Raw genomic sequence first — 26876 nt, 5'->3', positions numbered from 1 at the left:
AGCACGGCTCCGAACCCGACGCCCCCGCCCTCAACTCACTTACACCAACCACCAATCACTAACACCAACCACTGACATGAAGAGGGGAAGGAGGGTTGTCGGCGCTGCGGAAACCCCTTTACCAGGGGCTCTGACCTGCAACTTTTCTCCCTTGTGCTGGGGAGGTCGGCGTAGGGGGATCGGTAGGGGAAACCGTAGGACGCGCAGCAGGGGGCATGCCGCGTGGGCAGCCCTCAACACCCTTCAGCACCAGGCTGCTTACCACCGCGGGTTCGTCCCTCCTGGTGGGAGGGGAGAGTTCTCCGTCCACTGTCCACAGGCCAGCGGGCCGAACCTGCGGGACGTCGCCGTGGTCGACACGGCGGCAACCGCGTGAGGAGACCTTGATGCCGTACCTGATCCCGCCCCGCACACCGCTGATGCCCGAGCAGGTGGAGCGGGCCTTCGACTACGTCCTGGCGCTACAGATGGGTGGCGGCGGCGCCATCGCTGGGCAGGCAGAAGCAGACCCGGAGCTGGCGTTCGTACTGCTGCGGCTGGCCGAGGACATCATCTGGCCCGTCACGGCCGTGGACGGGGACACCGCCCCATGCGCGGACTCCTTCGCGCTGGAGGAGGTCGGGTGCGTACTGCTGTACGCGCTGCGGGACTGGTCGCGGGACTCCCCCACGACGGCGGCGCCGGGCATCGCCCGCAGCATCATCCGGTTCACGGTGAACGTCGTCCCTGACCCCGACCACGCGGACACCGCCGACACCCTGGAGGCGATGCGCAACGAGCACCTGGTGCTGGCCCACGCGGTGCACTCCGCACCCGGTGCGCACCGGTAGCCGCACCGCCGCGCGGGTGGGTGCGCACCACCGCATCGGGTGCGCGGCATCGGATCCACTCAGTGGCCGGCTTCTCGTCCGCGCTGCGGTCCGGGCTGCTGCGGGCGGTGCGCCTGCTGGTCGTCCTGGCGTACCGGGTGCGGTCCGTCGGTGTCGTCCCGGTCGTAGCGGTCCATGGTGGCGCGGGCTTGGTCGGCCGCTTTGGTGAAGGCGTCCTGGAGGTGACGCAGCCGTTCGTCGGTGAACTCCAGGGCTTCCACGTCGGTGCGCGACGCCTTCAGTGCCCGCAGCGCCGTCAGGTCGATCGCCGACCGGGGTTCGGCCTCCGGCTCCTGGTCGGCGGGGCCCGGGTGCGCGAGCAGCTGCTCGGGCATCGCCGCCTGCTGGTGCGCGACGACGTCGTACGCCCGGCCCCGCGCGCCGGCGACAGTGGTGCGCAGCTTCTCGCGGACCACCGCACCGGCGAGGACGGCGCGGTCGTAGCGCAGCGGGACACGGGGTATCTCCCACTCTCCCGGCTCCTGGTCCGGAGGCCGTGGCGCGGCCGGTGTGCCCGGGTCGGCCGGGGGCTGTCGGTCTGGTTCCGGCACGGTCGGCGGGCGCCGGGCGGGTTCGAGGTCGGCCAGCGACCACCGGGCGGTGTAGAGGCGGTAGGCCGACATCCGGCCGCGCAGGGTCTTCGGTTCGCTGAAGTCCAGGCAGTGCGCGGCGAGCGCGGCGTCCACGATTCTCTCGTCCAGGCCGGGGTCGCGGCGGCGGCCGCGGAGCACGAGGGCGAGGTGACGGCGGGCTTCGGCGAGCAGGTGCCGGCGGTGGAACCGGCCGCCGCCGTTCATCACAAACACCATCGCGGTCACGTCAACGGCCGCCAGGGCGACGTCGACCACGGCAGCGACCCGGGCCCGGATCGCTCGGGCTGCGGCGCGGGCGCGCTCGAGGAGCGAGTCGATGACGCCGGCGGCCACCCCGGAGGTGAGGATCGCGCTCGCCTTCCACCACGCGCGCAGCTGCGCGAGCGGCCGGGCCTTCTGCTTCGGCGGGCGCGTCATCTTCGCCGCCATCTGGTTCAGCTTGGCGCGGGCCCGATCGGAGACCACGGGCAGGAAGCGGAGTTCGCCGTCGTCGTCGACGGCGGTGACGTACTCGGCCTCCAACTCGGTGAGGCAGGCGGCGATCTGCTCGCCGCGCCGTGCGGTCCAGCCGATGAGCTCGTGGGGCACCCCGGCGATCTCCATGACCGGTCGGCGGCCCGCCGTGACGGTGCGCGGCTCGGTCGCCAGTCCCAGCGCCTCGCAGACCTCAGCAGCCACCGTTTCGTTGTAGAGCGCTGACGCGGCGACGGTGTTCTCGAACAGCGCCTCCGTGTGGACCGAGCCCCACGTTCCGTCCAGGCGCTGCCCCTTCACCGACAGCATCAGATGATCGTGGAGCAACGGCATTCCGGACCGTGCCTCGTAGTGGCGGAACCGTGCGGCGACCAGGCCGCCGGGCGGGCGGACCCGGTGGATGCCTCCGCGGCCGAACCGGATCACCGCCACCTGGTCCTCGATCCACTCCAGCACTCTCTCGATCGCGCGCTCGTGCGCGGCCTCGATCACCCGCCGGGTCTCGTCATCACCCAGCGCCCACAGGAGGTAGATCGTCGGCTGCGGTCGGAAAACGAGATCGACGCCGGTGACCTTCACGCGGCGTCCGAGCGCGCCGGCCCGCCACGCTGCCTTCGGGGAGTTCCCCGCGGCGAGGCGGCCGGCCTCGATCCGGTCCGCGTGCGGGTGCCGGCCGCCCTCCCCGAACAGGTTCCGCAGCTGCGCCTCGGTGACGACGTCCCCGGGGGCCAGACCGAGGACGGCGAGCCCGCGGCCCATCCATCGCCCGGCCGGGGCACCGGCTTCCTGCTGAGCCGTCGCCAGAGGTTTACGGGCCGGACGGCGGCCGTCGCCGACGACGACCTGGCGCAGGTAGTAGCGGTACATCTGCCCGGCGGTGATCTTCGCGATATCCATCATGAAGACCACGCCACACGGCCCTGACCTGCAAAGAAAGGAAGATCAGCGGCCCCTCCCGCCCGACGGGAGCAGGGGGCGAACTTTCTTCCCGAGTGCCCGTCAGGCGGGAATCGGCTCCGGCCGAGAAGCCAGTGTCATCGCTCTCCGGCAGCCCTTCACACCACCCACCACCGCCACCCGACGAACCGTGCGACACCAACACCAACGAGCACCAACAAGCACCAAGGAACGCGCACCACCAACGAGCACCGCCCCTATACGGACGACCACCCATCAGCCCCCGGCAACCGCCGGGGGCTTCGCCGTGCTGCCCCGGAGGAGACCACCGTGCCCACCTTCGAGACGCTCCCCCGCTTCACCGCCGACCTCCAGCACCTCACCCCCGCCCAACGCCGACGCTTCCACCGCGTCGTCCTGGACGCCTTCGTCCCCGACCTGCGCACCGGGCTGTTCCGCCCCGGCCTGCGCGTCAAGGGCGTACGCATCGCCCCCAGCGTCTACGAACTGACCTGGGCACAGAACGGCCGCGCGACATGGCAGTACGGCCAGGAGAAGATACGCGGCACCCGCCACATCGTGTGGCGCCGGATCGGCACCCACGCCATCCTCACCGGCCCCTGACACCAAGGCGACGCAGGAGCAGAGGTCCGGCGGCGCCATCAGCTCACGACGCTCCATCCCGGGTGATGCGTCGGCCGCCAGCCGAGTTAGGTGGTGTCCAGGATGCCTGGCTCCGGCCGTACCTATACGGCTCCAGGAGTGACGGCGAGGCCAGTAGTGTCCGCGTATGGTGATGCGCTTGCGACGCTTGGAAGATCTGCTCGGTGGGCGGCTGGACAGGCTGCAGTACAAAGACGTCGCCGACCTGGTTGGCAACCCGGATGCGGCCGAGTCTGAAGACCTGGATTACAAGCAGGCTCACTACTCGACTGAAGATCAAGGCAAAGAGGAGCTAGCGAAGGACATCGCAGCCTTCGCCAATCACCTTGGCGGCGTGCTCATCATTGGCATAGCGGAAACCAAGGGGGTCCCCAGCAAGGTCTTCGATGTCGACCTGGACGACAGGCTTCTGCGGCACATACGTCAGGTTGTCGCGAACAACACCGCGCCACCAGTGCCTTACCAAGCGATCAGACTGCCCAACCCTGAGAACCCCAGCGTGGGCTTTCTGCTCCTGGCCGTCCCGCGCAGTCCCCAAGCACCACACGCCGTGACAGCACCTCCCACCAAAAGGACGAAAGACGCCCTGCGGTACCCGCGGCGCAGCGGGAGCCAGACGGACTGGCTCACCGAAACCGTGGTCGCCACGGCCTACCGCGCACGGTACGCCGCAGCGGCGAAACGCGACCAGCGGGCGGAAGACGTCGAAAGTGACATCGTCCACGCCATCAGGAGGCGCTCGATACCGCACCTCATCGTCACCGTGGTTCCGGAAGTGCCGGGTGACATGGTGATCAACGGGGAGTCCTTCGCTCGGTACAGCACCGAGTTGCGGGCCACAGTGCTTCACCTGGGCCAGGGCCATCGCACCCTCGGATCCATCACCGTAGGTGAGCGCCGTCTGGTGTGCAGCGAGGGTAGCGACGGCTACTCCAGGCGGGCCGAACTGCACCGTGATGGCAGCGCGACCCTCGCCTGGCCTTTGGCCGGCAACACGTCCTTCCCCAATCAGCCGTCGTCCTTTTACTTCGTCGAACCGGGTGAAGTGGTGTACGCAGCGCTGTGCTCGCTGGCCTTCTTGGCAGGGCACGCCAGAGATCGCACAGGCGCCACCGGCACGGCGTTGGTGAATGGCACGCTGGTGAATAGTCTCGTGTCCCACCCGGCCGTTAACCCCGTGCTCGCGTTGGAACAGACAGCAAAGCCGCTCCCACTGCGGATCGACAGAGTCGACCGCGGGAACGGTCAGAGGGTTCCCACGAGCACCCAGGCGTGCGCCTCAACTTCCACGGCTGTCACCGTGGTTCTGGACGACATCGCAGACCAAGGCCGGGGCCTTCTCCAAGCCGTGGCACTGGTCAGCAACGAGTTGGTGCAGGCATTCGGACTGCCCGAGACCGGCCTGATATCCACAGCGGGCGAACTGAACGCGGATCTGTTCACTGACCGCAACCGAGGGGCAGTCGCTGACTGGGCCCGCAGCCTCGGCCTGCTGTAGTCCGCTCCTATCTCAGAAATGCGGCGCTCCTCGCGGTGGCAAGGTTGCGGTGGTCGTCGAGCAGCCACTTCGGCGGATTGTGCACCAAGGCTGCGAACGCGCCGGCGGTTGTGACGTGAGCCAGGTGGCGTTTCACGGTCTTAGAAGGGTGGGCGTACTGAAGTGCTTTGCATACCTGAGTCGCGGACATTTTCGTGTGGTGCGGCTGCCCCAGTGCTTTCTGTGCTCTGGCGGAGATGAGGAGGTCCGGATGCGGGGGGCCAGCGTGGGACAGGGGCTTGGTGCTTGGTTTGCTGCCCGCCTTGTCGGTGCTCTGGGCGGCCAGTTGGGCGTGGGCTTGGACCAGCCATTGCGGTGGCTCAGTGAACCCGGCTGTCAGCTCTCCGGCTGTGCAAATGTCCAACCCATGCTGGATCAAGGTTGAGCAGTCGAGTTGCAGCGCGGCCGATCTCGGCGGGGGAAAGGGGATGGTCGGCGGGCAGGGCGAGCAATCGCTGGGCCCTTGCGCTGACCAACAGTTGCGGATGCGGCCGCCCTTGCGCACGTGCCAGCGGCCGCCCGGGTAGTGCCGGGATCGAGCGAGAGTCGGGTTCGGTCGCTGTGAAGAGGGCGTCGACAAGCTCCACCAAGCGGGCATCCCTGTCAGACGTCGGTGCCACGGGTGCTGTGTTTCCGGCCCGCGCCACAGCGGTCTGGCGTGCCTGGTTGGTGGCGCGCTGTGTCGCCAGGAGCCGGTGGAGGTCGAGCAGCCATAGCGGTGGATCAGCAAAGACCGCTAGCAGCTCGGCCACTTTGCCAACGCTCAAGCCACGCTTACTTAGTGTGGGGGGCGCCAGCTGGAGCGCCTGCCCCACCTGTAGTGCGGTTAGCTCTGCGTCGGGGGGCCAGGCGAGCATCGCCCACGCCTTTTCGTTCATCAGCATTCCCGGATGGACACGACGAGCCGGGCGTTGTGCGGGCATGACGACCGGGGTGACTGGCGGACGACGGTGCTCGGCGAATGTCATCAGCGCGTCCACTGCAGAGGCCGGGAGATGGTGCCAGCGCGGCTGCGGACGGTGGTTCGGCCGGCAGCGAAGGTCCTCGTACCGCATCGGCAGTCGAAATCCTTCATGGCGTGCCAGCGCCGATGTCGCGCGGGCGATCTCCAGCGCGAGGCCGCCCTTGGTGGTCAGCATGTCCAAGAGTCGGCCCTCACTCGTGTCCGGGCAGTTGGCGCACACCGAGCAGACCCGCCATGTTCTGCCCTTGGCCGTGAGCTCGTCGCATTCAGGGCCGGCCGCACCGCCGCAGTACGCACACCCCCATGCTGCTTGCGGCGCCACTGTTGGGCGCACCGTGCGCGGAAGTGGTCCCACCGGAGGCAGCTCGGCCAACAGCCCGTCCAGCACAGACAGGTCGGTGGGCACCTCGGCCTGGCGCTCCGGGGTATAGAGGGAGCGCTGGTCGGTACGCAAGGGCAAGGGTGCTTGGGGTCAATGGCGGGAGCCCGATGAGGGCACGGAGGTTTTCGGCGCGGGCTTCGTCAGCGACCGGATGGTCTTTGGCCGTTCCATAGACCTGCGGACGGCGCTCGGCGACGCACAGGGCATCTGTCGCCTGGGCCATCATCAGCGGTGGGATGCGGCGCTGCTGGGCGGCTGCGGTGAGTAGGGGCAGGACTTTGCGGATCTCCGGTGCGTCGCATGCCAAAACGATCGTCTGGGCGGCCGCCACGGCCTCTTCGCCGACCTGTGCCGTGCCTGGCCAGGACCTCAGTACTCCGCAGGCTCTCGCGAGATAGGCGAACGCCTCCCGGCGGCATTGCGCGCCGTAGCGAATTCGCGCCGCCCGCTCTGCTGGTCCTGCCTCACGCACCCGTCGGCGCGCATCCTGCACCCGCGCGGACCATTGCATGAGGCCCGCAGAGATCTCCTTGGTCAACACACCTTAATCCCGACCAATCTCGAGTAAACCGGGGCAGGAGAGATGAGGAAGCAGGTGTGTCGCAGTCCTGCGAGCAGCTCAAGAGGGACTCGGTCGGCGAGTGTGGACAGATCCACCTTGGGACCTAGTAAAGTTCGGCCGTATGAGCATCCCAACCTCACGAGGAGACCGAGAGAAGCTAATTACTGCTCTCACTCCTCAGTTGCGTCGGCACCTGAAGATCCGTGCCTTTGAGCATGGCATGGACATCCAGGACGCAGTCGAAGTCGCCATCAAGGCCTGGTACAGCGCCACGAGCGTGCCGGAGGTTAAGACAGACGGTGCCCGAACATGGGGCACCTTCCTGCCTGCGGGGGAACCTGACGCATTCAAATCTGCCTGCACCGAGCGAGGCGTGACGTATGTGAAGGGCCTCGCCCAGGCACTGACGATGTGGTTGGAGGCTCACCCCTCCCCCACGACTCCACTGACGGCCCAGCCTGTCGTCCGGGTCATAGTGGCCAACCAGAAGGGCGGCGTCGGCAAGACGTTCATCTCCAGCGGGATGGCCCAGGCTCTCGCCGAGGCCGGCCATCGCGTCCTGATCGTCGATTACGACCCACAAGGTCACCTCACGGCCGAGCTGGGCTTCGAGGACCTCATGTACGAGGACGACGTCGAGACGCTGCTGATGCACATGGACGGCACCGCCAAGGGCGATATCCACGATCTCCTGGTCGCACTCGACCACGAGCGCTTCGGAGAGCGGCTCCACCTGTTGCCCGCATCCGACGACGCGTTCCTGCGCGACGTCGCCCTGTCCAAGGTCTCCTTCAGCGAGGCCGCTCTCGAGAGGGCCCTGGAGCCGCTGGAGAGCGACTACGACGTGATCATCATCGATGGGCCGCCCAGCCTCGGCCTGAACATGGACACCGCGCTGTACTACGTTCGTCGCCGCGACGGCGAACTCTCCGACCGCTCCGGAGTCATCACGCCGGTGTGGGCAAACAAGGCTTCCCACCGGGCCTTCCGTCTTCTGCGCTCGCAGATGGAAGACCTCTGCCGCAAGGGACGCATCACCGTCGATTATCTGGGTCTGGTCATCAACGCGTACGACAGCCGGCGCGGCAAGCTGGTCAAGGAGAACCGCGACCAGTGGGAGCGCAGCACCTCCCCCACCGTCCTCGCCGTCATCGGGGACCTCAAGGAGGGCCGAGAGGCCGCGGACGGTGAGATCCCGCTGCTGGAGTACGCACCTGACAGTGAACACGCGCAGGCGATGCGTGACTTGGCGAAGGAGCTCGCGGTATGAGGCAGGCCAAGGCGAAGCAGCAGCAGCGCGTGACGCGCGGCTTCACGCTGGATGAGGAGGGGCAGGACGGCGGTGCTCCTGAGCCTCGCCGGGTCCGGACGCGTCAGCAGATCATGAACGGTGAGGGCAAGCGTCCGCCGGCGTCGGTGAAGCTGGCCGAGCTCGCCCACAATCCGTACAACCCGCGCGAGGAACTCACCGACGTCGAGGAGACCGCCGAGTCGCTGAAGGCCAAGGGACAGATTCAGCCGGTGACGGTAGTCCGCCGCGAGGCGTTCCTCAAGGCCCACGAAGGTCAGGAGGAGAAGCTCGGGGACGCCTCGTACGTGGTCATCGACGGCAACCGCCGACTGGCCGCCGCACGCCTGGCCGGTATCGATGAACTGCGGATCGACGTAAACGACGATCTGGCCGCGAGCGCTGCGGACATCCTCGAGTCGGCTCTGATCGCGAACATCCACCGCGTCGACGTCGATCCGTTGGACCAGGCGAAGGCGATTCAGCAGCTGGTCCAGACTCACGGCCAGCAGAAGGAAGTTGCCGCCCGGCTCGGCAAGACCCCGGCATGGGTCTCCCAGCGTCTGGCTCTGCTGAAGCTTCCCGAAGACCTGCAGGAAAAGGTCGAGACCGGCGAGCTGACGGTGAAGGACGGACGCCGGATCGGCAGCATGCCCCCCGAGGTGCAGCACGCCGAAGCCGACAAGGCGATTAACCGGGTTAAGTCTCCGCGCAAGCCGCGTGGCAGCTCTTCGAGCACGACGCCCTCGGCCGAGCCGGCGACGACGCATGCGGGGGTCGCCGTCGCCAACCCTGCGTTGCCCTCGCAGACGACAGCCCAGGAATCAGCGGACGCTGCACCCGTCGAGACGATTAACCCGGTTAATCGCGACGCGCCTGCGGCGGACCCGGTGGCCGCGTTCTCCCGCTACGTCGAGCGCGCCGTCGACTTCGCTGCCGAGATGCAGGGCATCGCGGCCTCGTACCGAGAGGCAGCCACCGTCGATCAGGGCGAGGCAGACAAGCTGGTGGCCAAGCTGCGAGAGCGCCTGGACCGTGTCACGCGTCATCTACCCGAACCGGACAGCGAACAGTAAGTAGGAACACCTGACGGAAGGCCGTGTTTCAGACCGCGAGGTCTGGAACACGGCCTTCCACTTTTGTGCCCCATCTCCCTTGCCTCACGGCCCCGTTGAAGGGCTGGCTGTCGCGTCGTGGTTCCCCTAAGTAGCACCACAGCGCCGGTCCAAGGACCTGCCACCGTAGGTACTCGGTGGGGTTCGAATCGAAAGGAGGTATCGGTGGCCCGTTTCATCGAGAGCAGGTCCCTCATCAAGGGTCGCGTCCGGTTCTACGAGAAGACGCCTGCGATTGTTGCCGTGCAGCGCGCACTTATCGCTGAGCAGTACACCCCTTGCCGGCGGATCGCTCTCACCACGTGCGCGGACCCCCGCGTGGACACCGAATGCGTCGTGGAGGATGCATACGCCCGTCTCTGCGCCGACTGGGTACGCCAGGAAAAACGCGCAGTGCAGTCCCTTCACGAACTTGTGCGGATCTACGCAAGGGAAGCACTGAAGCACGTACCTGACTCCTGGACCGGCAGGGACTGGACCGACCACGAGTACGCCGTGATCTTCGCCGACGTCGCGGACACGGAGGTCATGAAGGCACTCCACGTCATCGACGCGATGCCCGAGGCGATGAAGCGAATCTTCGAAGCCCGAAGGATCTTCGCCTACCCCATGGCGCTGACCGCGTCCCGGCTGGGCGTCTCGATCAACTCCGTCGGCACCACGAAAGCCGACGCCCGCATCAGCGCGGTGACCGACCTGAAGGCAGTCAAGACGTTCTTCGCGGAACAGATGGAAGGGGGTTCCTGATGCCCGGCAAGTCCGCCCGACGAGAGGCACTAACCGACCAACGCTACGTACGAATCATGGAGAAGGCCGATGCGATCCAGGCTCGACAGCGTCGGGAAGACGAAGAAATCAGCGTGGTCCTTAGCAGGACCTCGTTCGCCACCCTTGTCCTCACTGGGGTGCTCATGATGGGTGCGCTGCTCGCAACGGGCGTCTCTTCCGAGATTCTCCAGTCCCTCATCACCGTGGTCGCCACTGTCCCTGGCGTTGTCACGTCCATCCTGCGTTTCAAGAACCGAGGTTAAGAACGGGCCCGCCCACTCACCGACCGTCTCTCACAACACCCGATGAGGGGCCGGCCCATGGCATATCCGAAGGACACACCATGTTCAATCGTCGCACAGCAACCTCTGAGCCGTCGGCTCAACCGACCCCGCGAATCGACGAGCCGGTGCGGGAAACCGGGGCAGGGGAGTTCAAGCCGCCCAGGCACTGGCTGCCTGATCCCATCTCGCGGCTCGGCGCGACCTTCTACGCCATCGCCGGCGCGGCGCTCTGGGAGACCACGATCTATGTGGTGCATCACGTTCACGTGGTGATCACCTGGATCTGAGTGCCGCAGGGGGGCGGCCCCGAAGACCCGGGTTCCGCCCCTCCGCCATGCACGGAGTTAACCCGGTTAAGTCGCCCCGCTGCCCCGACTGCCTGGAAGCCGAATTCAGGCGAGCATGTACGAAACGCAAGGAAGGCCCGGCCCCACAGAGGTTCTGTGGGGCCGGGCCTTCCTTGTCGTTCGGCACGCGGAGCGTCGAGCTTGCGCAGGTATCTCAGCGGTGACGCCAGTATTGACGCGCCTTGAGGACTTCGTAGCTCCAGGCTGTCCTCTGCCCCGATGGGATGCTCCCGGTCCGGATTCCGAGCTGTTCGACGATCGCTGGATAGCGTGGATGCACCTGGCGGTTCCCGACGGTGACCAGCGCGGAGAGCAGTGGCTCGTCCTTCCGGCGTTCATCGTCGACCATCCAGAGGACCACGCACTGGTCGTCCGTGTGGAGACGGGGAAGTCCTTTCAGACGCTTGCGGATCAGCGTCCAGGTGGTCGTGGCGCCGTCACGGGCAATCTGCTCAAGCAGCGTGCGCAGCTCAGTCGGGACCTCCAGCAACTGGCCGGCGTCCAGCAGGGCTGGCTCGGGCTCTGCAGAACGATGTGGCCGCTTCCGCTTGACGACCGGGGGAGGGGCCTGTGTCCTCGAGCGGGCTCCCTCTGTTGCCGACTGCAGGGCGTCGCTGCCAGCCGATGACCGCACCGTCGAGCGTGGCGATGTCTGCACCCTGCGGCGTTGTTCGACAACCGGCCGGGGCGGCCGAGCGGCCGGGCGTTCTGGTTGCTGTGGGGGCTTCGAAAGCCGCGCTTGCGCCGCTTGCTGTCGCTCTTCGTCCCGCCAACGTCGGGAGCCGAGGGTCTTCTTGTACACCTGCAGTTGTGCGCGCTGTTCTCTGGTTTCGCTCGGTGGTGCACCGGCTGCCTGCTGCCAGGCCAGGGCGTATAAGTCGGCTGCCACCACGACTTTGTGGTCCTCGATGGCTCGCTTCAACTCGACCCGGGTGTGATTCAACGTGCGCCGAACCGTTTACGGAGACCTCGCGACGGCGAGCCGCCAAGCCGGACGCCGTCTGGATCTTCGACAGCGCCCGGTGGGTCATCTGGGAAGCAAAGAAACAGGCGAAGAACACCGGCGAGAACGGCGCCGATCAGGCACGGCAGGCTGGCGGCCACCGGCGGACCACAGAGAAGGCAGAAGGGGCTGTGGCGTTAGGCGACTCAATCTGCGTCAGGTGAGCCCGCTGGCACGCGCTGACGGGCTCCTCCCTCTCGTGGGCACCTCGCCGAGGCGTTCGGGCTCGACGAGAAGATCGCGATGCGCTACGCATACTCCTCACCAGCCCTGTTGGAACACGCCGCTGAACCCGCGCCCGATGATGCACTCACACCGTTCGCAGCGCTCTTCCTTCACAGCCCCGCTCGTTCCCATCTCCTTCTCATGCCTTGCTGATCTCGACCCGGTAGACGATCTTCCCGTCGAACTCCGCGAACCCGAGCGACTTGTAGAAGGCTCGGGCACCCGGGTTATCGCGGTCCGTCATCCACTCGACGCGGGTGCACCCGGGGCGCGCCGCGGCGATAGCGCGAAGCTCGTTCATGAGGCGTTCACCGACACGCTGCCGACGGAGCGTGTCACGGACGTACAGCTCCTTGAGGAAGAGGGAGTGGGTGGACCCCGCCGACGGCCACAGGAACGAATACGCGGCGAGTCCGACGATATCCCCCTCCTCGTCCTCAACCAGCAGGGCGGAGGCGAGCGGCGGTGAGCCGAAGAGTGCTCCCTCGACCTGGTCCTCGCGCTCGTCGAAAGGCTGAATATCGGCGTCGGCCGTGCCGTAGAACCGCTCGATCTCCTCGATCAGTTCAGCCAGCCCTTGGACGTCGCTCTTCTCGGCGGCCCGGATCGTCACGGTCATCGGCGTGCAACTCCTGTCGTTTGCGCTGTCGTTCACAGTGGCTACGAGGACCCGGCGGCAGCAGCCCCGAGCGCCCAGCCGTGCCGTTGTAGAGAACCCTGGACATGTCGGATGAGATACGCCAGGTCCGCGCAGTAGACGGACGGGTTCCGATACCCGCGTGCCGCGCTGAAGCGGTGCGGCAGGTAGCCGCCGCCGCATACGGGCACCAGCGGACAGCGTTGGCACTCCTCGGATAGGGCGGCCGTCCCGCTTTTCTGCCGATGCAGCAGCTTGGGGTGATGGATGGCGGCATCGAATGAGTCACTGAAGACGTCAAGCCCGAGCCGGGACTCGCCCTCCTCCACCGACCGCAGGGTATCCACGCCCTCAACGGAGCCGTCGGACTCGATCACAACGCTGGCGGGCGGGGCGAGTCCAAGGGTCTCCACCGCACCGTGCGCGCCAGAGCTCAGCGCCACGATGTCTTCCAGCATGCGCACGCTGTGCTGGTACTCGGGCCGGGCAAGCCAGGCGTCGTAGACGCGGCTCATCCATGCTCCGTACTCCGGGACGGCGGGATCATTCCGATCCGGCGGCGTGTCATGGGTTCCGTGCGGCAGCCCGAAATCGATCACCGGAGGCTCGAACGCCGCAAGGTAGTCGTGCACCTCCACGGGATCGTTCGCCAGGTCCACCACGGCGAGCAGCCCCGCGAACATCCCAGGCCGGGACCGCAGCAGCTCGATGCCCCGTATTGCCGAGGCCGTGCTCGACCGGGAGGCGTGCGTGAGCCGGTGCCGGTCGTTCGCGGCGGGCGGCCCGTCGAGGCTGACACCCACCGTCACCGCGTACTGCTCGAACAGGTCGAGCCACGCCTCCGAAACGAGCGTCCCGTTGGTCTGGAGCTCAAAGCGGACCTCGACGTCGGACGGGATGCCGTCCTTGAGCACGTGGAGAAGTTCCCCCAGGTGCCGGGGCCCGGCGAGCAGCGGCTCGCCACCGTGCAGCACGATGTGGACGGTCCGCAGTCCGTACGACACCACGTGCTCGGCGATCCTCCGAGCCGCCGCCCGCGCCACCTCCACGCTCATCCGCGCAGGCAGGCTCCGCCACGCCTGGTCCTTGGAGTTGAAGACATAGCAATAGTCGCAATCAATATTGCATCGATTTGCGACCTTGAGGATGAAGGTGTGGAACGGCGTATGAAGTGGCGTCTGTGTCATCAAGCAGCAGCGACTACAGCGGCCACGGCCAGATCAGCGAGGCGGCGTGGGCGCCGTCCCCGATGCTGTTCGAGGCGGCCCGCTCAGCCGCCAGGCGGCGCTGCACGCGGGCAGCAACACGGTCCAGAACTTCGGGACGGGGCGCGGACTCCGAAGTGTCCGGGCCGGAGGCCGAAGGGGAGGGAACATTCGAGCTGGGCGGCATTCAACGCTCCTCGTGGTGGGTGTGCCGGGAGACCGGCACGCTGCGATGGCGGATGAAGCGACGGGCAGGTGAAGCTGTTGAAGCTATAGATCGGTTCGCAACGTAGCAGTGTCGCCACTCACCGCGACATGCGGAAAATGGTCACGTCTTTCGCTCCAGCTCATCCCGTCTGCGACACCAGGAGCCGCTCGACGTCGTCGGCCGGCGCACTCACGCCCAACCGCCGGTACACGGTGAGCGCTTCACGCAGCATCCCCTCAGCCTGCGCGGGGCTGTCGATCGTCCAATCGCAGCGGCCGATCCCCTCCAGCGCCCGTGCTTCCTCCAACGGACAACGGATGTCCCGCGCCAGAACCAGCGCCTGTTCGAAGCGCTGGCGTCCGGAGGTCGGGGCGCCGGACGTCCGCAGTAGCGCTCCCCAGTGGTTGAGTACCTCCGCTTCGCCACAGCGATCGCCGAGATCGCGCAAGATCTCCAGGCTCTGCCGGAATGCCTCAACAGCACCGTCCTGCTCGCCGACGATCCCGCGGGCGATCCCCAGCTCGCTCAACGAGGCGGCTTCGCCGCCACGGCTGCCGAGATCTCGATACATCTCCAGAGCCTCCTCGAGGACACAGATCGCCGTCGACACGTCGCCCGACAAGCGGTCCAGCACCCCAAGGTGGCGGATGCTGTTCGCGCGGCCGAAGCGTTCGCCGAGCTCGGTGTAATGCTCCAGCGCTTGGGTGTGGGCATCGTGAGCACCGTCGAGATCACCTGTGAGTCGCTGCACCACGCCCAACTCGTTGAGGGCGTAGGCCTGGTGGACCCGGTCGTCCAGTGCCTTGTAGATGTCGAACGCTTCGCGCTGCCGCTGGGTGGCCAGGCCGTACTCGCCCATGAGGCAGTGCACGATGCCCAGGTCCCGCAGGGAGTTGGCCTCCCCGTACCGGTCGCCAAGCTCGCGGTAGATCGACAGTGCTTCGGACTGGGCCTCGACGGCCTCATCGAACCTACTGGTCTGGCGCCGCACCATGCCGAGGTCGGCCAGCGCGTTGGCCTGACCGAGCCGGTACCCGAGTTCGCGGTAGAGGGCGAGCGCCTCAGTCTGGGCGTGGGCCGAGGCATCGTTGTCCGCAGTCAGGTACCAGACGATGCCCAACTGGTTCAGGGCGTCCGCCTTGCCACGTCGGTCCCCGACCGCGTCGTACCGTGTCACAGCCTCGTTCAGGGCTTCGGTCGCTTCGGGATAGGACGCCATGAAGCGTCGTACGACACCGAGTTCGGCCAGAGCCCCGGCCAGCGCCTGTTGGTCGTCAGTGTGCTGGGCGGCCCTGGCCGCCGTCCGGTGAAGCCCGACGGCCTGGTCCCAGGGTCCGGCCTGCCGCAGGAAGGGTGCCATGGCCGCGGCCAGACGGATCACGAGGTCGTGCAGAGCGAGCCCGTCGGCTTGCCGGATGCAGGCCAGGATGTTGGGCCGCTCGTTCTCCAGCCATCCCAGGGCCGCCGTTCGCGATTCCATGGCTGGAGTCTCGATGTGTCCCGCGTCGTCCGCTGAAGGTGGCACTACGGAGCCGCCGCGAACAATGTGCTCATTCGCGACGGCCAGAGCGGCCAGGTAGTAGGTGCACACACGCTGAACGGCCTGTACGTGGTCCATGCCGTCTCCTTCGTCAGCGAGACCGCGCGAGTAGTCGCGTAGGAGATCGTGAAGCCTGTAACGGCTCCCTGGGTGTTCGTCGATCAGGTGGGCGTCGTAGAGCGCGTCGAGTTGCCGGCGGGCTACCACCACGGAAACCGATCCGAGCGCGGCCCCGACGTGCGCGTCGAGGTCCGCGCCCGGGTAAAAACCGAGGCACTGGAAGAAGTGCTGGCGTTCCGGTGCGAGGTCCCGATACGACAGATCGAATGTCGCGGCGACAGCGCGCTCTCCGGCGCGCAGTTCTCCGAGCCGGTCCCGGGCCGCCACAAACCGCTCGTGCAGATCCTCGGCGCTCCAGGACGGATGGTGCCGTAACCGCGCGGCGAGCAATGACACCCCCAACGGGAGATACCCACAAAGCCGCACCAGATTCTCGACCACATCCCGGTCGAGTGAGTCCACCGTCCGCCCGCTGAGCCGTATGAACAGGTCCACCGCGTGGTCGGACGGCAGCGCCTCGACCGGCAGCACCACTTCCTCGTGGGCAGCCAGCCGCTTGCGGCTGGTCACCAGCACGAGACAGTCGCTCCCACCGGGAAGCAACGGCTCCAGCTGCCGGTAGCTGGCCGCGTTGTCGAGGATGAGCAGCGCCTTCTTGCCCGCGAGCCTGCTCCGCCACATGGCGGCCCGCGCCTCCGTGATCGCCCCGACGTCGTCGCCCACGGGTATCTGCTGCGCCGGCACACCAGTGGCCGCGAGGAGCGACGCGAGAGCCTCGGTCGCCTGCACCGGGCTGCGCCCCGTTGTGTGCCCGTTCAGGTTGACGAAGAGTTGCCCGTCGGGGAACCGCTCGGAGAGCACGTGCCCGGCGTGTACCGCGAAGGTCGTCTTCCCTACTCCGGGCATCCCGTCGATGACGTGGACCAGCAGGGCCTCACCGGTCTCCTGCGCGGCGCGTACCGAGCGCACCAGCGACTCCAGCTCGGCCGACCGGTCGGTGAACGCCGCAGTATCTCGCGGCAGCGACCGCAGCACCAGGGCGGCCCCGGGAGGCCCTGATCCTTCATCCGGGCGCACTGTCGGCTCGAGGCTTTGCCCCGGTGCCTGGTGACCGTCCAATGCGGCAAGCAACGCCGTCAGCCCGGCCGTGACCACCCCCAGAAGGACGAACGAAAGCCAGGGATGCACCTGCAACCATCCCAGCCATGAAGGCCAGTGCGACTGTTGGGAAACGGCGTTAGTGACCAAGCCCACGAGCATGGTGGTGATCGCGCCCCCGCCTGCGATGACGGCAATCGTCGCGCCGCGCCTCGCTCTCACGAGCGCGTCACCAGGTCGCCTGCGCAATTCCCAATGAGCCCCGCTCCCCGGCCATCGGACCGGAACAGCGCAGGCAGAGCCGACTTGAACACGTACCCAACCCCCAGAAGGACGTCCCAACCAGCCAAGCCGACCAGCCCCATGGGACTTGGTCAAGGTCACCTATGCGCCAATGGACCTGGACCCCAGACGGCCGAGGGAGCGGGAGGTGTCGAGGCCGGTGGCCTGGTGAGGCTTATCGGGGTGGTGCGGTGAAGGGGAGGACGTTGTCGCCCACGACTCGATGGTCTTTTTCAGCTTGACCACGGTTTCGCGAAGTCGCTTTTCGACACCGGGGGTCTGGTGCGTTTGGTTTTGGACACGTTCGTAGAACTCGTTCTTCAGGTCGGAGTGTCGTTTAAGAAGTGCCATGCGGTGGACGTCGGCTTCGGCGGCGAGAGCCACGATGGTGAGGCTTCCATTGGAGCGGGTGTCGGTCCCGGAGAAGAGGCGGTCGATTGCCTCGCGGATGCGGGCGCGTTATCTCCTCTCGTGCCTTGGTGGGTTGAGGGGCTGCTGCGACCGCCCCCGGCCCGGTGGGTGTGGGTCGGGGCGGCACAGAATGCGCTCAACTCAGCGGAGGGTTCAGCAGGCGGTGGCGATGGCGTCCCGCAGGTGGGTCCGCGCCCAGGCCAGAAGCGAACTTCGGTCGCCGGTGGTGCTGTTCAGGGCGTCGGTGAGGTAGGTGGCGGCGGAGTCGAGCTCCGCACTGGCGTCCTGGAGGTGGCCGACGCTGGCGGTGGCAAGGACGTCCCGGACGTCTTCGACCAGCTCGATGAAGCCGGTTGGGGTGGCGCCGCGCGCCGGCTGGTCACCGATGAAGGCGGCGAGGTCCGCGGCGAAGCAGTCGCTGAGCGTGGTGAAGATGTCGAACTGGCGGTTCTGGGCGGCCATGAGGCCCTCCTTGTTGGTAGTCCAGATGGATCGCGCAGGTCAGGCCCCCACATGCTGTGAAGCCTGAACGGGCCCACGCATCAAGCTGGGGCGAGCGGGCGGCGGACTGAGTCTCACTCCCTCTCGCGCGAGCCACGGACGTAATCGATGGCGGTGGCGATGTGGTTGGTGTCCATGAGGCTTCCGGCGTTGTCGATCCGGTCGCGCAGCTGGTTCAGCTGCGCCCACGCCCGCCTCAGCTGCTGAGCAAGCCACTCGATATCGGCGGGAACAGCTACGAGGAACTCTCCGAGGGGGAGACGTACATCGCCGCTGGTGCCGAGGATGGCGATGGGGTGGCCGCTGGCGTCCTCGATGACACCGGCGTCGTTGTTGCGCTGCGGCCAGCCATCGGGGACGGCCTTCAGGCGGGTTTCGATGGCGGTCAGGCGCTCGGTGTCGGGACGGCCGGCGGCCAGGTACGTCTTGACCCGGTGGACCTGCTCTTCGGTGAACAGCTCGGTGATGCGCTGCTCTCCGTCGGAGAACGCGGCGCGTGGTGCAGGGCTTCGCGGGTGAGCTGCCAGTCAGTCCAGTCGGGGAAGGCGCTGGTTTCGCGGAAGGTCATCGCACGCTCCCAGCGGTTTCGCAGAGGACCTGCAGGGCGTGGTCATCGGCCTCCTGATCGAAGTCCTCGACGCCGGTGTGGACGGTGCAGACGATGTCGTCGCTGGTGTCCAGGTCACCGTTCAGCGCCCGGAACAGGCAGGTGATGCTGTAGGCGGGCGCCCAGGCGTAGCCGGCGCATTCGTCGTTGTGCGGGCACGGCAGCATCACGTCGAACCCGTAGTCGCCCTCGTCGTCCACGTCGGTGCGCAGGGCAAGGGTGAGGTACTGCTGTCCGAGCCGGATCTCCGCGACGCGGTCGCCGTCGGCGACGTCGGAGCCGGGCTTCCACCGCCACAGCGGCAGGATCTCCGAGCCGAATACCCGGCGTACGAGCAGCAGGTCGCCCAAGCCATCACCGCCGTCGAGTCCAAGGTCAGCGTTGCGGGCCTCGCTCAGCCTTCGAAGATGCGGCAGCAGCTGGCCGAGCGAGTCGGCGAAGACGACCTCGTTGAAGCCCTCTGACGCCAGCCCGGGGTGGGAGTGGACCATCGCCTTGTGCTGCCGACGGACCGTGTCGTCCGGCACTGTGCGGTCGGCCGGCCTTGGGCGCTGCCGCTCGACACACACGGACGCCGGGGTAGACAGCATGACTGCGATGACAGGCATGTTGTGTCGCTTGGCGGCGGCGACCAGCGGTTCGCGGGCCGCCCTGGTGACGTTCGTGGCGTCGACCACGGTGAGCAGCCGCCGGGCCATTCGGCGCTCCAGGAGCAGGTGCAGGGCATCGACCGCGTCAGCGGTCGCCTCCTGGTCGCCCGGATCGTCGCTCACCGTGCCGCGCAGGGCGTCCAGGGAAAGGACCTGCGAGGCCGGCCAGGTGGCGGCAAGCGTCGTCTTGCCAGCGCCGGATGCGCCGATGAGGACCACAAGGCAGCGTTCCGGCAGCTGCGGGTAGGTCAGCGAGGTCATTCGTGTTCTCCTTGCGGGTCGAGGGATGGGGCGGACCAGCTCAGGCGCTGCCCGGGGTTCTCCAGGCAGGCGAGGCTCAGTGGCGGGCGTCGGGTCGGGTGGTGAGCCAGGTGGTGACAGCGGCGGCCGCGATGCCGATGGAGCGGTGCAGGGCGGCGTCCAGCTCCATCCACGCGCTGCCCGGCCCGGTGAGCTCCGAGGTGGCCTTGCCGTCGTCGTCGAGGCGGGCGGCCTTGCAGTGCTCGATGTAGCTGGTCTTGCCGGTCTTCTTCGCCAGCCACAGCAGGACGGCTCCGCGGTCGATCGCGGCGTGCGTCGAAGCGTTGATGGCCGCGCCGGCGAGCAGGGCGGTGGGAGTGACGCGGTAGCCGAACGCACGAGTGATGCTGATGGTCGCGGCGAGCTGCACGGCGGTGTAGGACGCGACATGGCAGGCCACCGCACGCCGACCGAGGTCGCTGGTGGTCATGGTCGGGCGGGTGGAGTCCGGGTCGGCGGGCGTGCCGTCGGCGTGGACCAGGTCCTCGCCGTACAGCCGCTTGCGCACAGCCGTCTTCGACCCCTGCACCCAGTGGTCGCACAGAGGATGCAGCTCCCCGAAGGTGGCCAGCAGGGTGCCGAAGAGGGCCAGGCGCTCGGTGGTGATAAGTAAACGGGGCATGCTGAGGTCTCCTGATCTCGAGGAGGGTGAAGGAGCGGGGTGGTCGGCCCTTTGCCGATGCGCGGCCACCCGGCGGCCCCGCCCCGGCCGGTGTGGCCGGGGTCGGGTCGTTCAGAACGGGGGTTCGTCCGGCCAGGGCGGGACGGGCAGGAGACGGAGGCGCAGCTCGTGCCGGCCGGACCAGCAGCCGCACGCCTCCATCTCCGGGAACGGGCCACCAATCCACCAGCCGCCCGCACCCCGGCAGTTGCGGCAAGAGCGGCGAGGGCGGGGCGTCAGCTCGATGCGGTGCCGGTCGACGTACAGCTGCCAGTGGCCGGCCTTGAGCGCGAGGACGGCCGCGCCAACCGCGGCAGGCACGACGGCCGTCAGGAGCACGGCGGTTCGGGTGCGCACCGAGTCAGCCCCGGGGCGGGTGCGGCTGGACCAGGAACTGGGTGCCCTTGCCGTCGTGGATGGTCCTGGAGGTGAGGAAGTGCGGCTCGGTGTGGGTGAGCTGCACCATCGTCTTCTTGATGAAGGCGGCGTCGCGCTGGAGATCGACGCGGTCTACGTGGAAGTCGGTGAGGTGGACGTAGTGGGGGCTGGTGCCGTGCGGGCGCAGGCCCCAGAGCCGGGAACGCACCATCCGCGTGGCCTCGGTGTCGTTGGGCGCTGCCGGGACGCCGCAGTTCATCGCGTGGCAGGTGGCCGCGTGGGCGTTGGCGAGGTCGGCGGCCTTCGCCTGCGTGAGCGGCGATCGGCGGTCGCTGCCGGACATGCGGTAGGTGCAGCCGAGGCAGGCTGTAGCGAAGTAGGCGCTGCGGCAGTCGCTGTCGGCGGTGTAGACGAGGACAACCGCGCCCTCTGCCGGTCCGACGACGTTGCGGTAGCGCTGGACGACGATCGTGCCCGGCGGCGTCCAAGTCGCCGGATCCTGCACGTCCATACGGCGGGTGAACAGGCTCAGTGCCATGGGTGAGTTCTCCTTCAGAGAATCGTTGGTCAGGCGGCCAGTCGATGCACGACCGGGGCCCGGGACGACATGTAGGTGTCGGCGCTGGGCTCGTAGCCCTTGTCTCAGGGGTCGCAGACACCCTGGGTGCGCAGCGGGAGACAGAAGTAGTAGCGCCGGTGGCAACGCGGGCAGGTCTGCCTCGCTGCCATCGCCCGATCGAGGGCCCACTCCTGAGCGAGCGTCGGCGTCCTCTTGGGCATGGCAAGGTCGAGGCGAAGCAGATAGCCACGGGTGGGGTGGGCGCACGACCACTGGGGCCGGGTGGCACACAGCTTGCAGCGCAGGATCGCGACCGGGCCCTCGTTGTTGCCGGCGCTCAGGCCCATGCCCCGTAACTGCCGCCTGGTGACCAAGCCTTCCGGCACCGTGCTGCGGTCGTACTCGGGCAGCGCCGCGTCACTGCGCGGCACCCGGGCGGCCTCGCGGCGGTAGCGCTTCTTCCTCGGACGCGGCATCACCTGCTCCAGGCGCCGGGCAGCCGGTCGGGGTGGTGCGGGTAGCGGGGACCGGGACGCTGCGGGCGGGCCCGGCCGATCAGGCGGCGCGGGCGGGGAATGAGCACGAGCGGTTCCTCCAATGGTCGGTGGACAGCGCTGCGCCCCGCCGACGTCGTGCTGATGTCGGCGGGGCGCGGTGCGAGGTGGCCGGTCGGCCTGTCCAGCCCTCGTCCACCCGGAAGCGGGTGGGCGAGGACCAGACGGAGCGACCGGAGGTCAGTTCCGGAACGGGCAGCCGCTGTGCGGGTGCTGTTCGGCGGCCGGGGCCGGGGGCTGGACGGGGACGTGGATCTCGGGCTTGACGGTGACCTTCGCGGGGCGGCCGGCGCCGACGTGGCGGCGCAGGGTCAGGCCGCGCATCGCGAAGGCGGACAGGAACGTCCAGGCGAGGACGGCGAGCCCGGCCGCGACGGAGCGGCTGGCCTGCGGGGTGGTCGTCCAGACCATGAACACGGTGGCCGCGCCCCACGCGGTCCACATCGCCCGCACGCCGTTGTTCCGGGAGAGGCAGCCGAGGACCAGGCCGACGATGCCGGTGAGCAGCCACAGCGTGTAGACGGTGGAGGCCGCGACCGGGAGGCCGGCGGAATGCTGCGCGATGTACGTGCGCACCGGCTGGTCGACGACAGAGGCCACGCCGCTGGAGGTGTCGACGCCGACCTGCACCTTGGGCACGGCGGTGAGGATCTGGTGCAGCGCCTGGAGGACAACTTCGCCGGCGGCCTTGGCCATCAGCACGACGAAGGCGACTCCAGCCGTCGTCAGCGCGGCGCGCAGCCAGGGCGCCATGTACCGGAGGCCGTCCTCGGGGGCGCTGAGGACGTCGTCCCACATCTCGTACAGGACACCGTCGACGTCCCAGGCCCGGTTCCACCAGTCGCGCACCCCTTCGCGCAGGACGGCGAACCGTGGCGGCTTGGGCGGCGCCTTCGGGAACGGGACGGGTAGGTAGGCGAGCTCCTGGCGGTTGTGGCCGGGGGCGTTGTCGTTGGTCGGCACGGGGCAACTCCTAGGTGTCGATGTGGTGTTCGCGGAGCGTGTGAGTGGGCCAAGCTGTGTGCGACGGGCCCGGAGAGAGGGGGGCGGCTGCGATGGGGTGGTTCACCCGCGATGAGCCGGAGGAAGTCGTCTTCGACGAGGTCGTGGACACGGACGGGACGATCTGGCCCGCGTTCACCGACGACGACGGTGTGCTGTGGATCGACGTGGACTACGACGTCGAGGTGACGATCAACGGCGCGATCGTCGGAGGGCAGATCCGGGGGGCTGAGGTCGACGGCGACGGCCGGATCTGGATCGACTACGACTGACCGCGAGGCCGGACGGCCTGTCCCGCACCCGAAGTCCGGCCCGCGGGCGAGGTGTCGGATACGAGGCAGGGGGCCCGGAGTTCAGCGGATGTCGTTGCGGGTGCGGGAGAACATCCCGCGCTGGTTGCTGGTGTTGTTGATCTGCGTGTTCTGCACGACCGGGCCCCCGTAGACCGTCTTGGAGACCGACCTGCGGGCCTTGCTGAACGCGCCGCCGATCGCGGTGGCGACCATCGCGACACCCGCGAAGGGGAGGGTCACCATCAGCACGCCGTAGAGCGTGACGGAGGCCAGGCCCTGGAGGACCAGCCAGGCCCCGCAGCCGATGCCGGTGATGCCGGCGCCGACACCGATGGAGGCCACCGCGATCCCGGCCGCCCACGCGGGCACGATCCGCTTGTCGTCCTGATGGACGGGCGGGGTGTCGCCGTACGCGGGCAGTGGGGTGTCGTCGCGGAACGACGTCGGCATGTGCCGCACGGGCGGCAGCGGGTGCTGGAAGGACCGGGCGATGATCCGCTCGGCTTCGGCCTTGGCTTCGTCGTCGGTGAGCGGGCGGGTGATGTTCTCGAAGTCCACGGTGATCTCCGTTTCAGGGCAGACGCGGGGCGCCCTCCCCGCCGGTCGGGCGGGGAGGGCGCAGGGGTGGGGGAGCGGGCGGGGCTACTGCCGGTCGGCGGCGGCTTCGAGCGCTCCGACCGTCGGGTACTGCCACAGCGGCCGGCGGTCCTCGGAGCGGACCACCAGGCCGTTGCGGCGGCCGGTGCGCAGCAGCTCGGTGACGAGCGCGCGGGCCTTGGGGCTGGCCGCGAGGACGTCAGCGGCGTCGTCGACCAACAGGACCAGCGGGCGGTGCTTCGTCATCGTCGTGTTCTCCTTCACGTGGGGCGAGTCGGGGCGGGTCACAGGGAGCTGATCCATCCGGCGACCGAGGTGACGGTGGCGGTGATCGTGGGGGCGATGCCGGTGCTGGCGAGGAAGAAGCCGAACAGGCAGACGACGATGCCGGGGACGATCCGCTGGTAGCCGGTCTTCCAGAGGAAGAAGACGGCGATGCCGAGCAGCAGGACCATGGAGATCGACAGGACCACGGGAATCGGTTCCTTCGGTGTGAGTGGTGAGCGGGGTGGGTGGTGCGGGTCAGCTGTCGGCGAGCTCCCAGTGGCCACGCTTGAGCGACGTAGCCAGCCCCTTCGCCTTGAGCTGGGTGCAGGCGTTGCTGACGCTGGAGGGCTGGAAGCTGGGCAGGGCCTCGCGCAGTTGCTTGAGGCTCTTGGGGCCGTCGGTGAGCAGGTCGAGGATCTGGTCCTGGAGGCCGGGCTCCTCCCCGATGTCAGGACCGCTGTCGCCGAACGGGATGCCGAACGGCGTCTCGAACGGGGCAGGTGCATCGCCGCTGTCGCCGTCGGCGTCGGGGGCCGAGGTGCCGGCCTTCGGCTCGCTGCCGGGTGCGTCGGAGAATGCCTGGGCGAGGGTGTCGCAGTCGGCGTACGGGTTGGTGTGCCGCACGCCGTAGATCGCGGCCCCGGCCTGCGCGGGCTTGGCCTCGCCCTCGGTCAGCCCGGTGGGCGGTTCGTCGCCGTACAGGGCGATCAGGTCGGGGTAGACGCCGTCGACCTTCTCCGCGAAGAACGTGCGCATGAACTTGGCGCGCCCGTCCAGGAACATGTACGCCATGCCCGCGGTGGACTCGCCGTCCTCGTCGTCCTTGCCGGAGAACAGCGCCTCGATCTGCCCGTTCTCGTAGATCCGGGCGGGGATGTTCTCCATCTGGAAACCGGCCGGGGCGATGCCGTCCAGACCCATCTCCTTGGTGGAGGAGGAGGCAGTGCGCATGAGGAACAGCGCGCCAACCTTGCCCTGCTGGCGGATAGCGTCGTCGTCACCGAGGTCCTTGAGGTGCAGGGACTGCACGGCGAGCCGGATGCCGATGCCGACCTTGCGGCCGGTCTTTTGGATGTCGGCGATGAGGTAGGCGGTGGCCTTGCGCATCGCTTCGTCCGGGTGGGACAGCAGCCGGTTGATCTCGTCCAGCGTGATGTTGATGAGCGGCCAGGGCCGGTTCAGGGCGAAGTCGCCGCGGCCCATCTCGTTGGAGATCCGCTCGCGGTACTTCATGACCGCGTGCGCGGCCGTGAGCATCAGTAGCGTCTCCACCGGGCCCTTGGCGAACCAGTCGACCCGGCCCTCCGCCTCGGGCAGCGACATGCCGCCCTGGACGTCGCCGACCCAGGAGACGACGCCGGAGCGCTTCTCCGCGGCGAGGATCAGGTTCTGAAGGACCGACTTGCCCGCGCCGGTGACACCGGCGGTGATGCCGCGCAGCGCGCCCTGGCTCGGGTCCCACAGCCGCATCCGGGCGGGCTTGCCGTCGTGGCAGACGCCGATAGTGACGCGGCCCTTGGCGTCCATCGCCAGGTCTTCGACGGTGGCCTTGCGAACCTTCATCAGCGGGTTCGTCTTGTAGATGGAGACGACGCCCTGGCGGATGCCGTCGGTCTCGATGACCAGCCGGGAGGGGTCGTCGATGCCGAAGGCGGAGCAGATCGCTGTGTGCGGCAGGTGGATCTCCTTGCCCGGAGGGGAGGCGACCAGCAGCACGATGCGGTGCGGTTCGGCCCGGTAGTCGACCAGGTCGACGCCGGGGGCGGCCTTGCCCGGGGCGGCGACCGCGGTCTCCCACAGACCGCGAATGCCTTCGGCGACGGCCTCAACGTCCTCGGAGGTGGGGCGGGCGACCAGCCTCATCCGGCCGGGCCCGGAGCCCTGGACCGGGCGCAGCTTCACGGTGCCGATGGGGAAGTCGAATGCGGCGGCCAGCTGCACGTCCGTGAAGGTGGGCACCGCCTTCCCGGCCTGGGCGACGACGATGGCCTCGAAGTCGGGGCGGTCGGCGCGGAACGGGGTGATGGACACCAGCCGGGTGCCGTCACCGGTGGCCTGCTGCCACTTCGCGGCGAGGAACTCGGTGTAGGTCAGCGGCTCCCCGGGTCCGGCGCCTTGCTGGTCTTGGTGTTCGGTGAGCTCTAGGACCAGGCCGGCGCTGCGGGTGAGCGGCGCCATCCATCCCATCAGGGACGCCCACGCGGCCGGGGCGACGACCTCCCACCAGTTGAAGCCGGGGGTGATCAGGTTCGCCATGTAGGTGCCGGCGGCTGTCAGGAACGGGATCGCCCGCTGTGCCCGGGTCAGCATGTCCAGGCCCTGGTCGGGGTCCTTGGTCTTCGCGTACAGCCAGGCGAGGGTGCCCAGGCCGATCCCGCCGGAGGCGAGGTAGGACCAGGCGCTGTCGTCGAGCTGCGGGCCGACGATCATCCCGGCCGCGGCGAGTGCGTAGGAGGTGCGTTCGGCCAGGACGCGCCGGTAGATGACGTGGCCCGGGACGCGCTTGGTGGTGTCGGCGGCCGGCGCCGCCTGGTCGATGGTGCTCAACACTGCCTCCGTTCAAGGACAGGCAGCAGCAGGGGCCGCGCCCGGAGGTCCGGGTGCGGCCCTGCTGCGGCGGGGTGGGGGTTGTTCAGCGGCGGCGGCCGGTTCGCCGGTAGAAGCCGGGCTTGGCCTGCCGGACTCCGGAGCCGTTGGAGGCTTCGTAGCCGGGGCGGTACTCCCGGTCGTGCGCGCCGTTGAAGCCGCGGGCATCGGTGTCGACGGCGTCGGCGGCGTTGACCATCTCGCCGGACGCCTCCGCCACCCTGGTCAGGGAGGTGGAGACGTCTTCGATCATCGAGGTGAAGCGGGGCTCGACTTCGGCCTGGCCGCACATCTCCGACAGGCGCATGGCCGCACCGGCGTTGGCCTGCATGTGGGAGCGGAGCAGGTGCATGCCCTCCTTGAGGAAGAGGGCGGAGGCGGCGAGCTTGGCGGTCCGGCCGGCCAGGGCGAGGAAGCCGTTGCCCGTGCTGGCACTGCCGGTGCCGCTGGCCGCCCCGTTGTTCATGCCCGGGATCGCGGGGAGGTTGTCGCTCACGTGCTGATCTCCT

The 26876-nt window shown here is 68.3% G+C and carries 29 protein-coding genes; 9 read left to right on the top strand and 20 right to left on the bottom strand.

What is annotated here, in order from left to right:
• The first annotated feature begins 386 nt into the window (after positions 1-386).
• Positions 387-830, top strand: a complete 444-nt coding sequence (locus tag IG62_RS0124805) for a hypothetical protein (protein ID WP_051798526.1) — start codon at positions 387-389, stop codon at positions 828-830.
• A 59-nt stretch (positions 831-889) separates the two neighbouring features.
• Here the strand turns inward: IG62_RS0124805 and mobF are convergent, their stop codons facing one another.
• On the bottom strand, positions 890-2836 hold the full coding sequence (gene mobF, locus IG62_RS43385; RefSeq protein ID WP_158795097.1) for a MobF family relaxase: 1947 nt from the start codon (positions 2834-2836) through the stop codon (positions 890-892).
• Between the two features lie 327 nt (positions 2837-3163).
• Between mobF and IG62_RS0124795 the strand changes: the two genes are divergently transcribed.
• Together IG62_RS0124795 and IG62_RS0124790 are read left to right on the top strand one after the other, a co-directional pair.
• Positions 3164-3457 (top strand): hypothetical protein, encoded by a 294-nt coding sequence (locus IG62_RS0124795; protein WP_030807368.1) that lies wholly within the window; start codon positions 3164-3166, stop codon positions 3455-3457.
• Between the two features lie 166 nt (positions 3458-3623).
• A complete protein-coding gene (locus IG62_RS0124790; protein WP_030807364.1) occupies positions 3624-4994 on the top strand; it encodes a helix-turn-helix domain-containing protein in 1371 nt (456 codons plus the stop codon).
• Positions 4995-5353: 359 nt separating this feature from the next.
• Here IG62_RS0124790 and IG62_RS47370 read toward each other — a convergent pair whose 3' ends face one another.
• A complete protein-coding gene (locus IG62_RS47370) occupies positions 5354-6172 on the bottom strand; it encodes a hypothetical protein (protein WP_158795096.1) in 819 nt (272 codons plus the stop codon).
• Positions 6173-7314: 1142 nt separating this feature from the next.
• On the opposite strand from IG62_RS47370, the gene IG62_RS0124785 reads away from it, so the two are divergent.
• From IG62_RS0124785 to IG62_RS47365, 5 genes are all read left to right on the top strand, one after another.
• Positions 7315-8211: a ParA family protein gene (locus IG62_RS0124785; protein ID WP_420711100.1), complete on the top strand. Its 897-nt coding sequence runs from the start codon at positions 7315-7317 to the stop codon at positions 8209-8211.
• On the top strand, positions 8208-9305 hold the full coding sequence (locus tag IG62_RS0124780; RefSeq protein ID WP_051798522.1) for a ParB/RepB/Spo0J family partition protein: 1098 nt from the start codon (positions 8208-8210) through the stop codon (positions 9303-9305). The genes IG62_RS0124785 and IG62_RS0124780 overlap by 4 nt, the downstream gene beginning before the upstream one ends.
• 204 nt (positions 9306-9509) lie before the next feature.
• Complete coding sequence (locus IG62_RS0124775; protein WP_030807355.1) at positions 9510-10091, top strand: hypothetical protein; 582 nt, start codon at positions 9510-9512, stop codon at positions 10089-10091.
• Positions 10092-10147: 56 nt separating this feature from the next.
• On the top strand, positions 10148-10375 hold the full coding sequence (locus IG62_RS0124770; protein ID WP_158795095.1) for a hypothetical protein: 228 nt from the start codon (positions 10148-10150) through the stop codon (positions 10373-10375).
• Positions 10376-10455: 80 nt separating this feature from the next.
• Positions 10456-10683 carry a hypothetical protein gene (locus IG62_RS47365; RefSeq protein ID WP_158795094.1) on the top strand — a complete coding sequence of 76 codons (228 nt, stop codon included), beginning with the start codon at positions 10456-10458 and terminating at the stop codon, positions 10681-10683.
• Between the two features lie 214 nt (positions 10684-10897).
• Here IG62_RS47365 and IG62_RS47360 read toward each other — a convergent pair whose 3' ends face one another.
• From IG62_RS47360 to IG62_RS0124700, 13 genes are all read right to left on the bottom strand, one after another.
• A complete protein-coding gene (locus IG62_RS47360) occupies positions 10898-11635 on the bottom strand; it encodes a hypothetical protein (RefSeq protein ID WP_158795093.1) in 738 nt (245 codons plus the stop codon).
• 475 nt (positions 11636-12110) lie between these two features.
• Entirely contained in the window at positions 12111-12590 is a 480-nt protein-coding gene (haaN, locus tag IG62_RS0124755) for a cyclophane-containing RiPP N-acetyltransferase HaaN (RefSeq protein ID WP_030807346.1), read from the bottom strand.
• Between the two features lie 41 nt (positions 12591-12631).
• On the bottom strand, positions 12632-13795 hold the full coding sequence (locus tag IG62_RS0124750) for an FxsB family cyclophane-forming radical SAM/SPASM peptide maturase (protein WP_030807343.1): 1164 nt from the start codon (positions 13793-13795) through the stop codon (positions 12632-12634).
• A 13-nt stretch (positions 13796-13808) separates the two neighbouring features.
• Positions 13809-14000, bottom strand: coding sequence for a HaaA family cyclophane-containing RiPP peptide (gene haaA, locus IG62_RS49910; RefSeq protein ID WP_030807341.1), 192 nt, complete (start codon positions 13998-14000; stop codon positions 13809-13811).
• Positions 14001-14160: 160 nt separating this feature from the next.
• On the bottom strand, positions 14161-16941 hold the full coding sequence (gene haaT / locus IG62_RS0124740; protein ID WP_030807338.1) for a cyclophane-containing RiPP biosynthesis TPR protein HaaT: 2781 nt from the start codon (positions 16939-16941) through the stop codon (positions 14161-14163).
• A gap of 162 nt (positions 16942-17103) precedes the next feature.
• Positions 17104-17451, bottom strand: a complete 348-nt coding sequence (locus tag IG62_RS45075) for a hypothetical protein (protein ID WP_420711101.1) — start codon at positions 17449-17451, stop codon at positions 17104-17106.
• A gap of 114 nt (positions 17452-17565) precedes the next feature.
• Positions 17566-17874, bottom strand: a complete 309-nt coding sequence (locus IG62_RS0124735; RefSeq protein WP_030807335.1) for a hypothetical protein — start codon at positions 17872-17874, stop codon at positions 17566-17568.
• 603 nt (positions 17875-18477) lie between these two features.
• On the bottom strand, positions 18478-19431 hold the full coding sequence (locus tag IG62_RS0124725; protein WP_030807332.1) for an ATP-binding protein: 954 nt from the start codon (positions 19429-19431) through the stop codon (positions 18478-18480).
• Between the two features lie 76 nt (positions 19432-19507).
• The gene (locus tag IG62_RS0124720) at positions 19508-20092 is read right to left on the bottom strand and encodes a hypothetical protein (RefSeq protein ID WP_030807329.1); all 585 of its coding nucleotides are present in this window, start codon (positions 20090-20092) and stop codon (positions 19508-19510) included.
• A gap of 111 nt (positions 20093-20203) precedes the next feature.
• Positions 20204-20488 (bottom strand): hypothetical protein, encoded by a 285-nt coding sequence (locus tag IG62_RS0124715; RefSeq protein WP_030807326.1) that lies wholly within the window; start codon positions 20486-20488, stop codon positions 20204-20206.
• A 4-nt stretch (positions 20489-20492) separates the two neighbouring features.
• Positions 20493-21047: a hypothetical protein gene (locus IG62_RS0124710; RefSeq protein WP_030807323.1), complete on the bottom strand. Its 555-nt coding sequence runs from the start codon at positions 21045-21047 to the stop codon at positions 20493-20495.
• 104 nt (positions 21048-21151) lie between these two features.
• The gene (locus IG62_RS43380; protein ID WP_063755392.1) at positions 21152-21544 is read right to left on the bottom strand and encodes an RRQRL motif-containing zinc-binding protein; all 393 of its coding nucleotides are present in this window, start codon (positions 21542-21544) and stop codon (positions 21152-21154) included.
• 258 nt (positions 21545-21802) lie between these two features.
• A complete protein-coding gene (locus IG62_RS0124700) occupies positions 21803-22585 on the bottom strand; it encodes a hypothetical protein (protein WP_030807318.1) in 783 nt (260 codons plus the stop codon).
• Between the two features lie 92 nt (positions 22586-22677).
• Here IG62_RS0124700 and IG62_RS0124695 point away from each other — a divergent pair, with 92 nt between their 5' ends.
• A complete protein-coding gene (locus tag IG62_RS0124695) occupies positions 22678-22896 on the top strand; it encodes a hypothetical protein (protein WP_030807315.1) in 219 nt (72 codons plus the stop codon).
• 81 nt (positions 22897-22977) lie between these two features.
• On the opposite strand, the gene IG62_RS0124690 is transcribed toward IG62_RS0124695, so the two are convergent.
• From IG62_RS0124690 to IG62_RS0124665, 5 genes are all read right to left on the bottom strand, one after another.
• The gene (locus IG62_RS0124690) at positions 22978-23475 is read right to left on the bottom strand and encodes a hypothetical protein (protein WP_030807312.1); all 498 of its coding nucleotides are present in this window, start codon (positions 23473-23475) and stop codon (positions 22978-22980) included.
• A gap of 84 nt (positions 23476-23559) precedes the next feature.
• Positions 23560-23760: a hypothetical protein gene (locus IG62_RS0124685; protein ID WP_158795092.1), complete on the bottom strand. Its 201-nt coding sequence runs from the start codon at positions 23758-23760 to the stop codon at positions 23560-23562.
• 38 nt (positions 23761-23798) lie between these two features.
• The gene (locus tag IG62_RS0124680; protein ID WP_030807307.1) at positions 23799-23987 is read right to left on the bottom strand and encodes a hypothetical protein; all 189 of its coding nucleotides are present in this window, start codon (positions 23985-23987) and stop codon (positions 23799-23801) included.
• A gap of 49 nt (positions 23988-24036) precedes the next feature.
• Entirely contained in the window at positions 24037-26328 is a 2292-nt protein-coding gene (locus IG62_RS43375; RefSeq protein WP_051798520.1) for a hypothetical protein, read from the bottom strand.
• Positions 26329-26413: 85 nt separating this feature from the next.
• Positions 26414-26863, bottom strand: coding sequence for a hypothetical protein (locus IG62_RS0124665; RefSeq protein WP_030807301.1), 450 nt, complete (start codon positions 26861-26863; stop codon positions 26414-26416).
• Between the last annotated feature and the right edge of the window lie 13 nt (positions 26864-26876).

Source organism: Streptomyces sp. NRRL S-337, from assembly GCF_000720175.1.
Classification (GTDB): domain Bacteria; phylum Actinomycetota; class Actinomycetes; order Streptomycetales; family Streptomycetaceae; genus Streptomyces; species Streptomyces siderophoricus.
Note: the sequence above shows the minus strand (reverse complement) of the source record. Positions and strands in the feature narration are given on the sequence as shown.

What these genes read in the sequence shown, in the direction of transcription:
- IG62_RS0124805 (WP_051798526.1), top strand. Translation starts at nt 387, where the DNA reads ATGCCGTACCTGATCCCGCCCCGCACACCGCTGATGCCCGAGCAGGTG.
- mobF (WP_158795097.1), bottom strand. Translation starts at nt 2,836, where the DNA reads ATGATGGATATCGCGAAGATCACCGCCGGGCAGATGTACCGCTACTAC.
- IG62_RS0124790 (WP_030807364.1), top strand. Translation starts at nt 3,624, where the DNA reads ATGGTGATGCGCTTGCGACGCTTGGAAGATCTGCTCGGTGGGCGGCTG.
- IG62_RS47370 (WP_158795096.1), bottom strand. Translation starts at nt 6,172, where the DNA reads ATGCTGACCACCAAGGGCGGCCTCGCGCTGGAGATCGCCCGCGCGACA.
- IG62_RS0124780 (WP_051798522.1), top strand. Translation starts at nt 8,208, where the DNA reads ATGAGGCAGGCCAAGGCGAAGCAGCAGCAGCGCGTGACGCGCGGCTTC.
- IG62_RS0124770 (WP_158795095.1), top strand. Translation starts at nt 10,148, where the DNA reads ATGGAGAAGGCCGATGCGATCCAGGCTCGACAGCGTCGGGAAGACGAA.
- IG62_RS47365 (WP_158795094.1), top strand. Translation starts at nt 10,456, where the DNA reads ATGTTCAATCGTCGCACAGCAACCTCTGAGCCGTCGGCTCAACCGACC.
- haaN (WP_030807346.1), bottom strand. Translation starts at nt 12,590, where the DNA reads ATGACCGTGACGATCCGGGCCGCCGAGAAGAGCGACGTCCAAGGGCTG.
- IG62_RS0124750 (WP_030807343.1), bottom strand. Translation starts at nt 13,795, where the DNA reads ATGACACAGACGCCACTTCATACGCCGTTCCACACCTTCATCCTCAAG.
- haaA (WP_030807341.1), bottom strand. Translation starts at nt 14,000, where the DNA reads ATGCCGCCCAGCTCGAATGTTCCCTCCCCTTCGGCCTCCGGCCCGGAC.
- IG62_RS0124735 (WP_030807335.1), bottom strand. Translation starts at nt 17,874, where the DNA reads ATGGCCGCCCAGAACCGCCAGTTCGACATCTTCACCACGCTCAGCGAC.
- IG62_RS0124725 (WP_030807332.1), bottom strand. Translation starts at nt 19,431, where the DNA reads ATGACCTCGCTGACCTACCCGCAGCTGCCGGAACGCTGCCTTGTGGTC.
- IG62_RS0124720 (WP_030807329.1), bottom strand. Translation starts at nt 20,092, where the DNA reads ATGCCCCGTTTACTTATCACCACCGAGCGCCTGGCCCTCTTCGGCACC.
- IG62_RS0124710 (WP_030807323.1), bottom strand. Translation starts at nt 21,047, where the DNA reads ATGGCACTGAGCCTGTTCACCCGCCGTATGGACGTGCAGGATCCGGCG.
- IG62_RS43380 (WP_063755392.1), bottom strand. Translation starts at nt 21,544, where the DNA reads ATGCCGCGTCCGAGGAAGAAGCGCTACCGCCGCGAGGCCGCCCGGGTG.
- IG62_RS0124695 (WP_030807315.1), top strand. Translation starts at nt 22,678, where the DNA reads ATGGGGTGGTTCACCCGCGATGAGCCGGAGGAAGTCGTCTTCGACGAG.
- IG62_RS0124685 (WP_158795092.1), bottom strand. Translation starts at nt 23,760, where the DNA reads ATGACGAAGCACCGCCCGCTGGTCCTGTTGGTCGACGACGCCGCTGAC.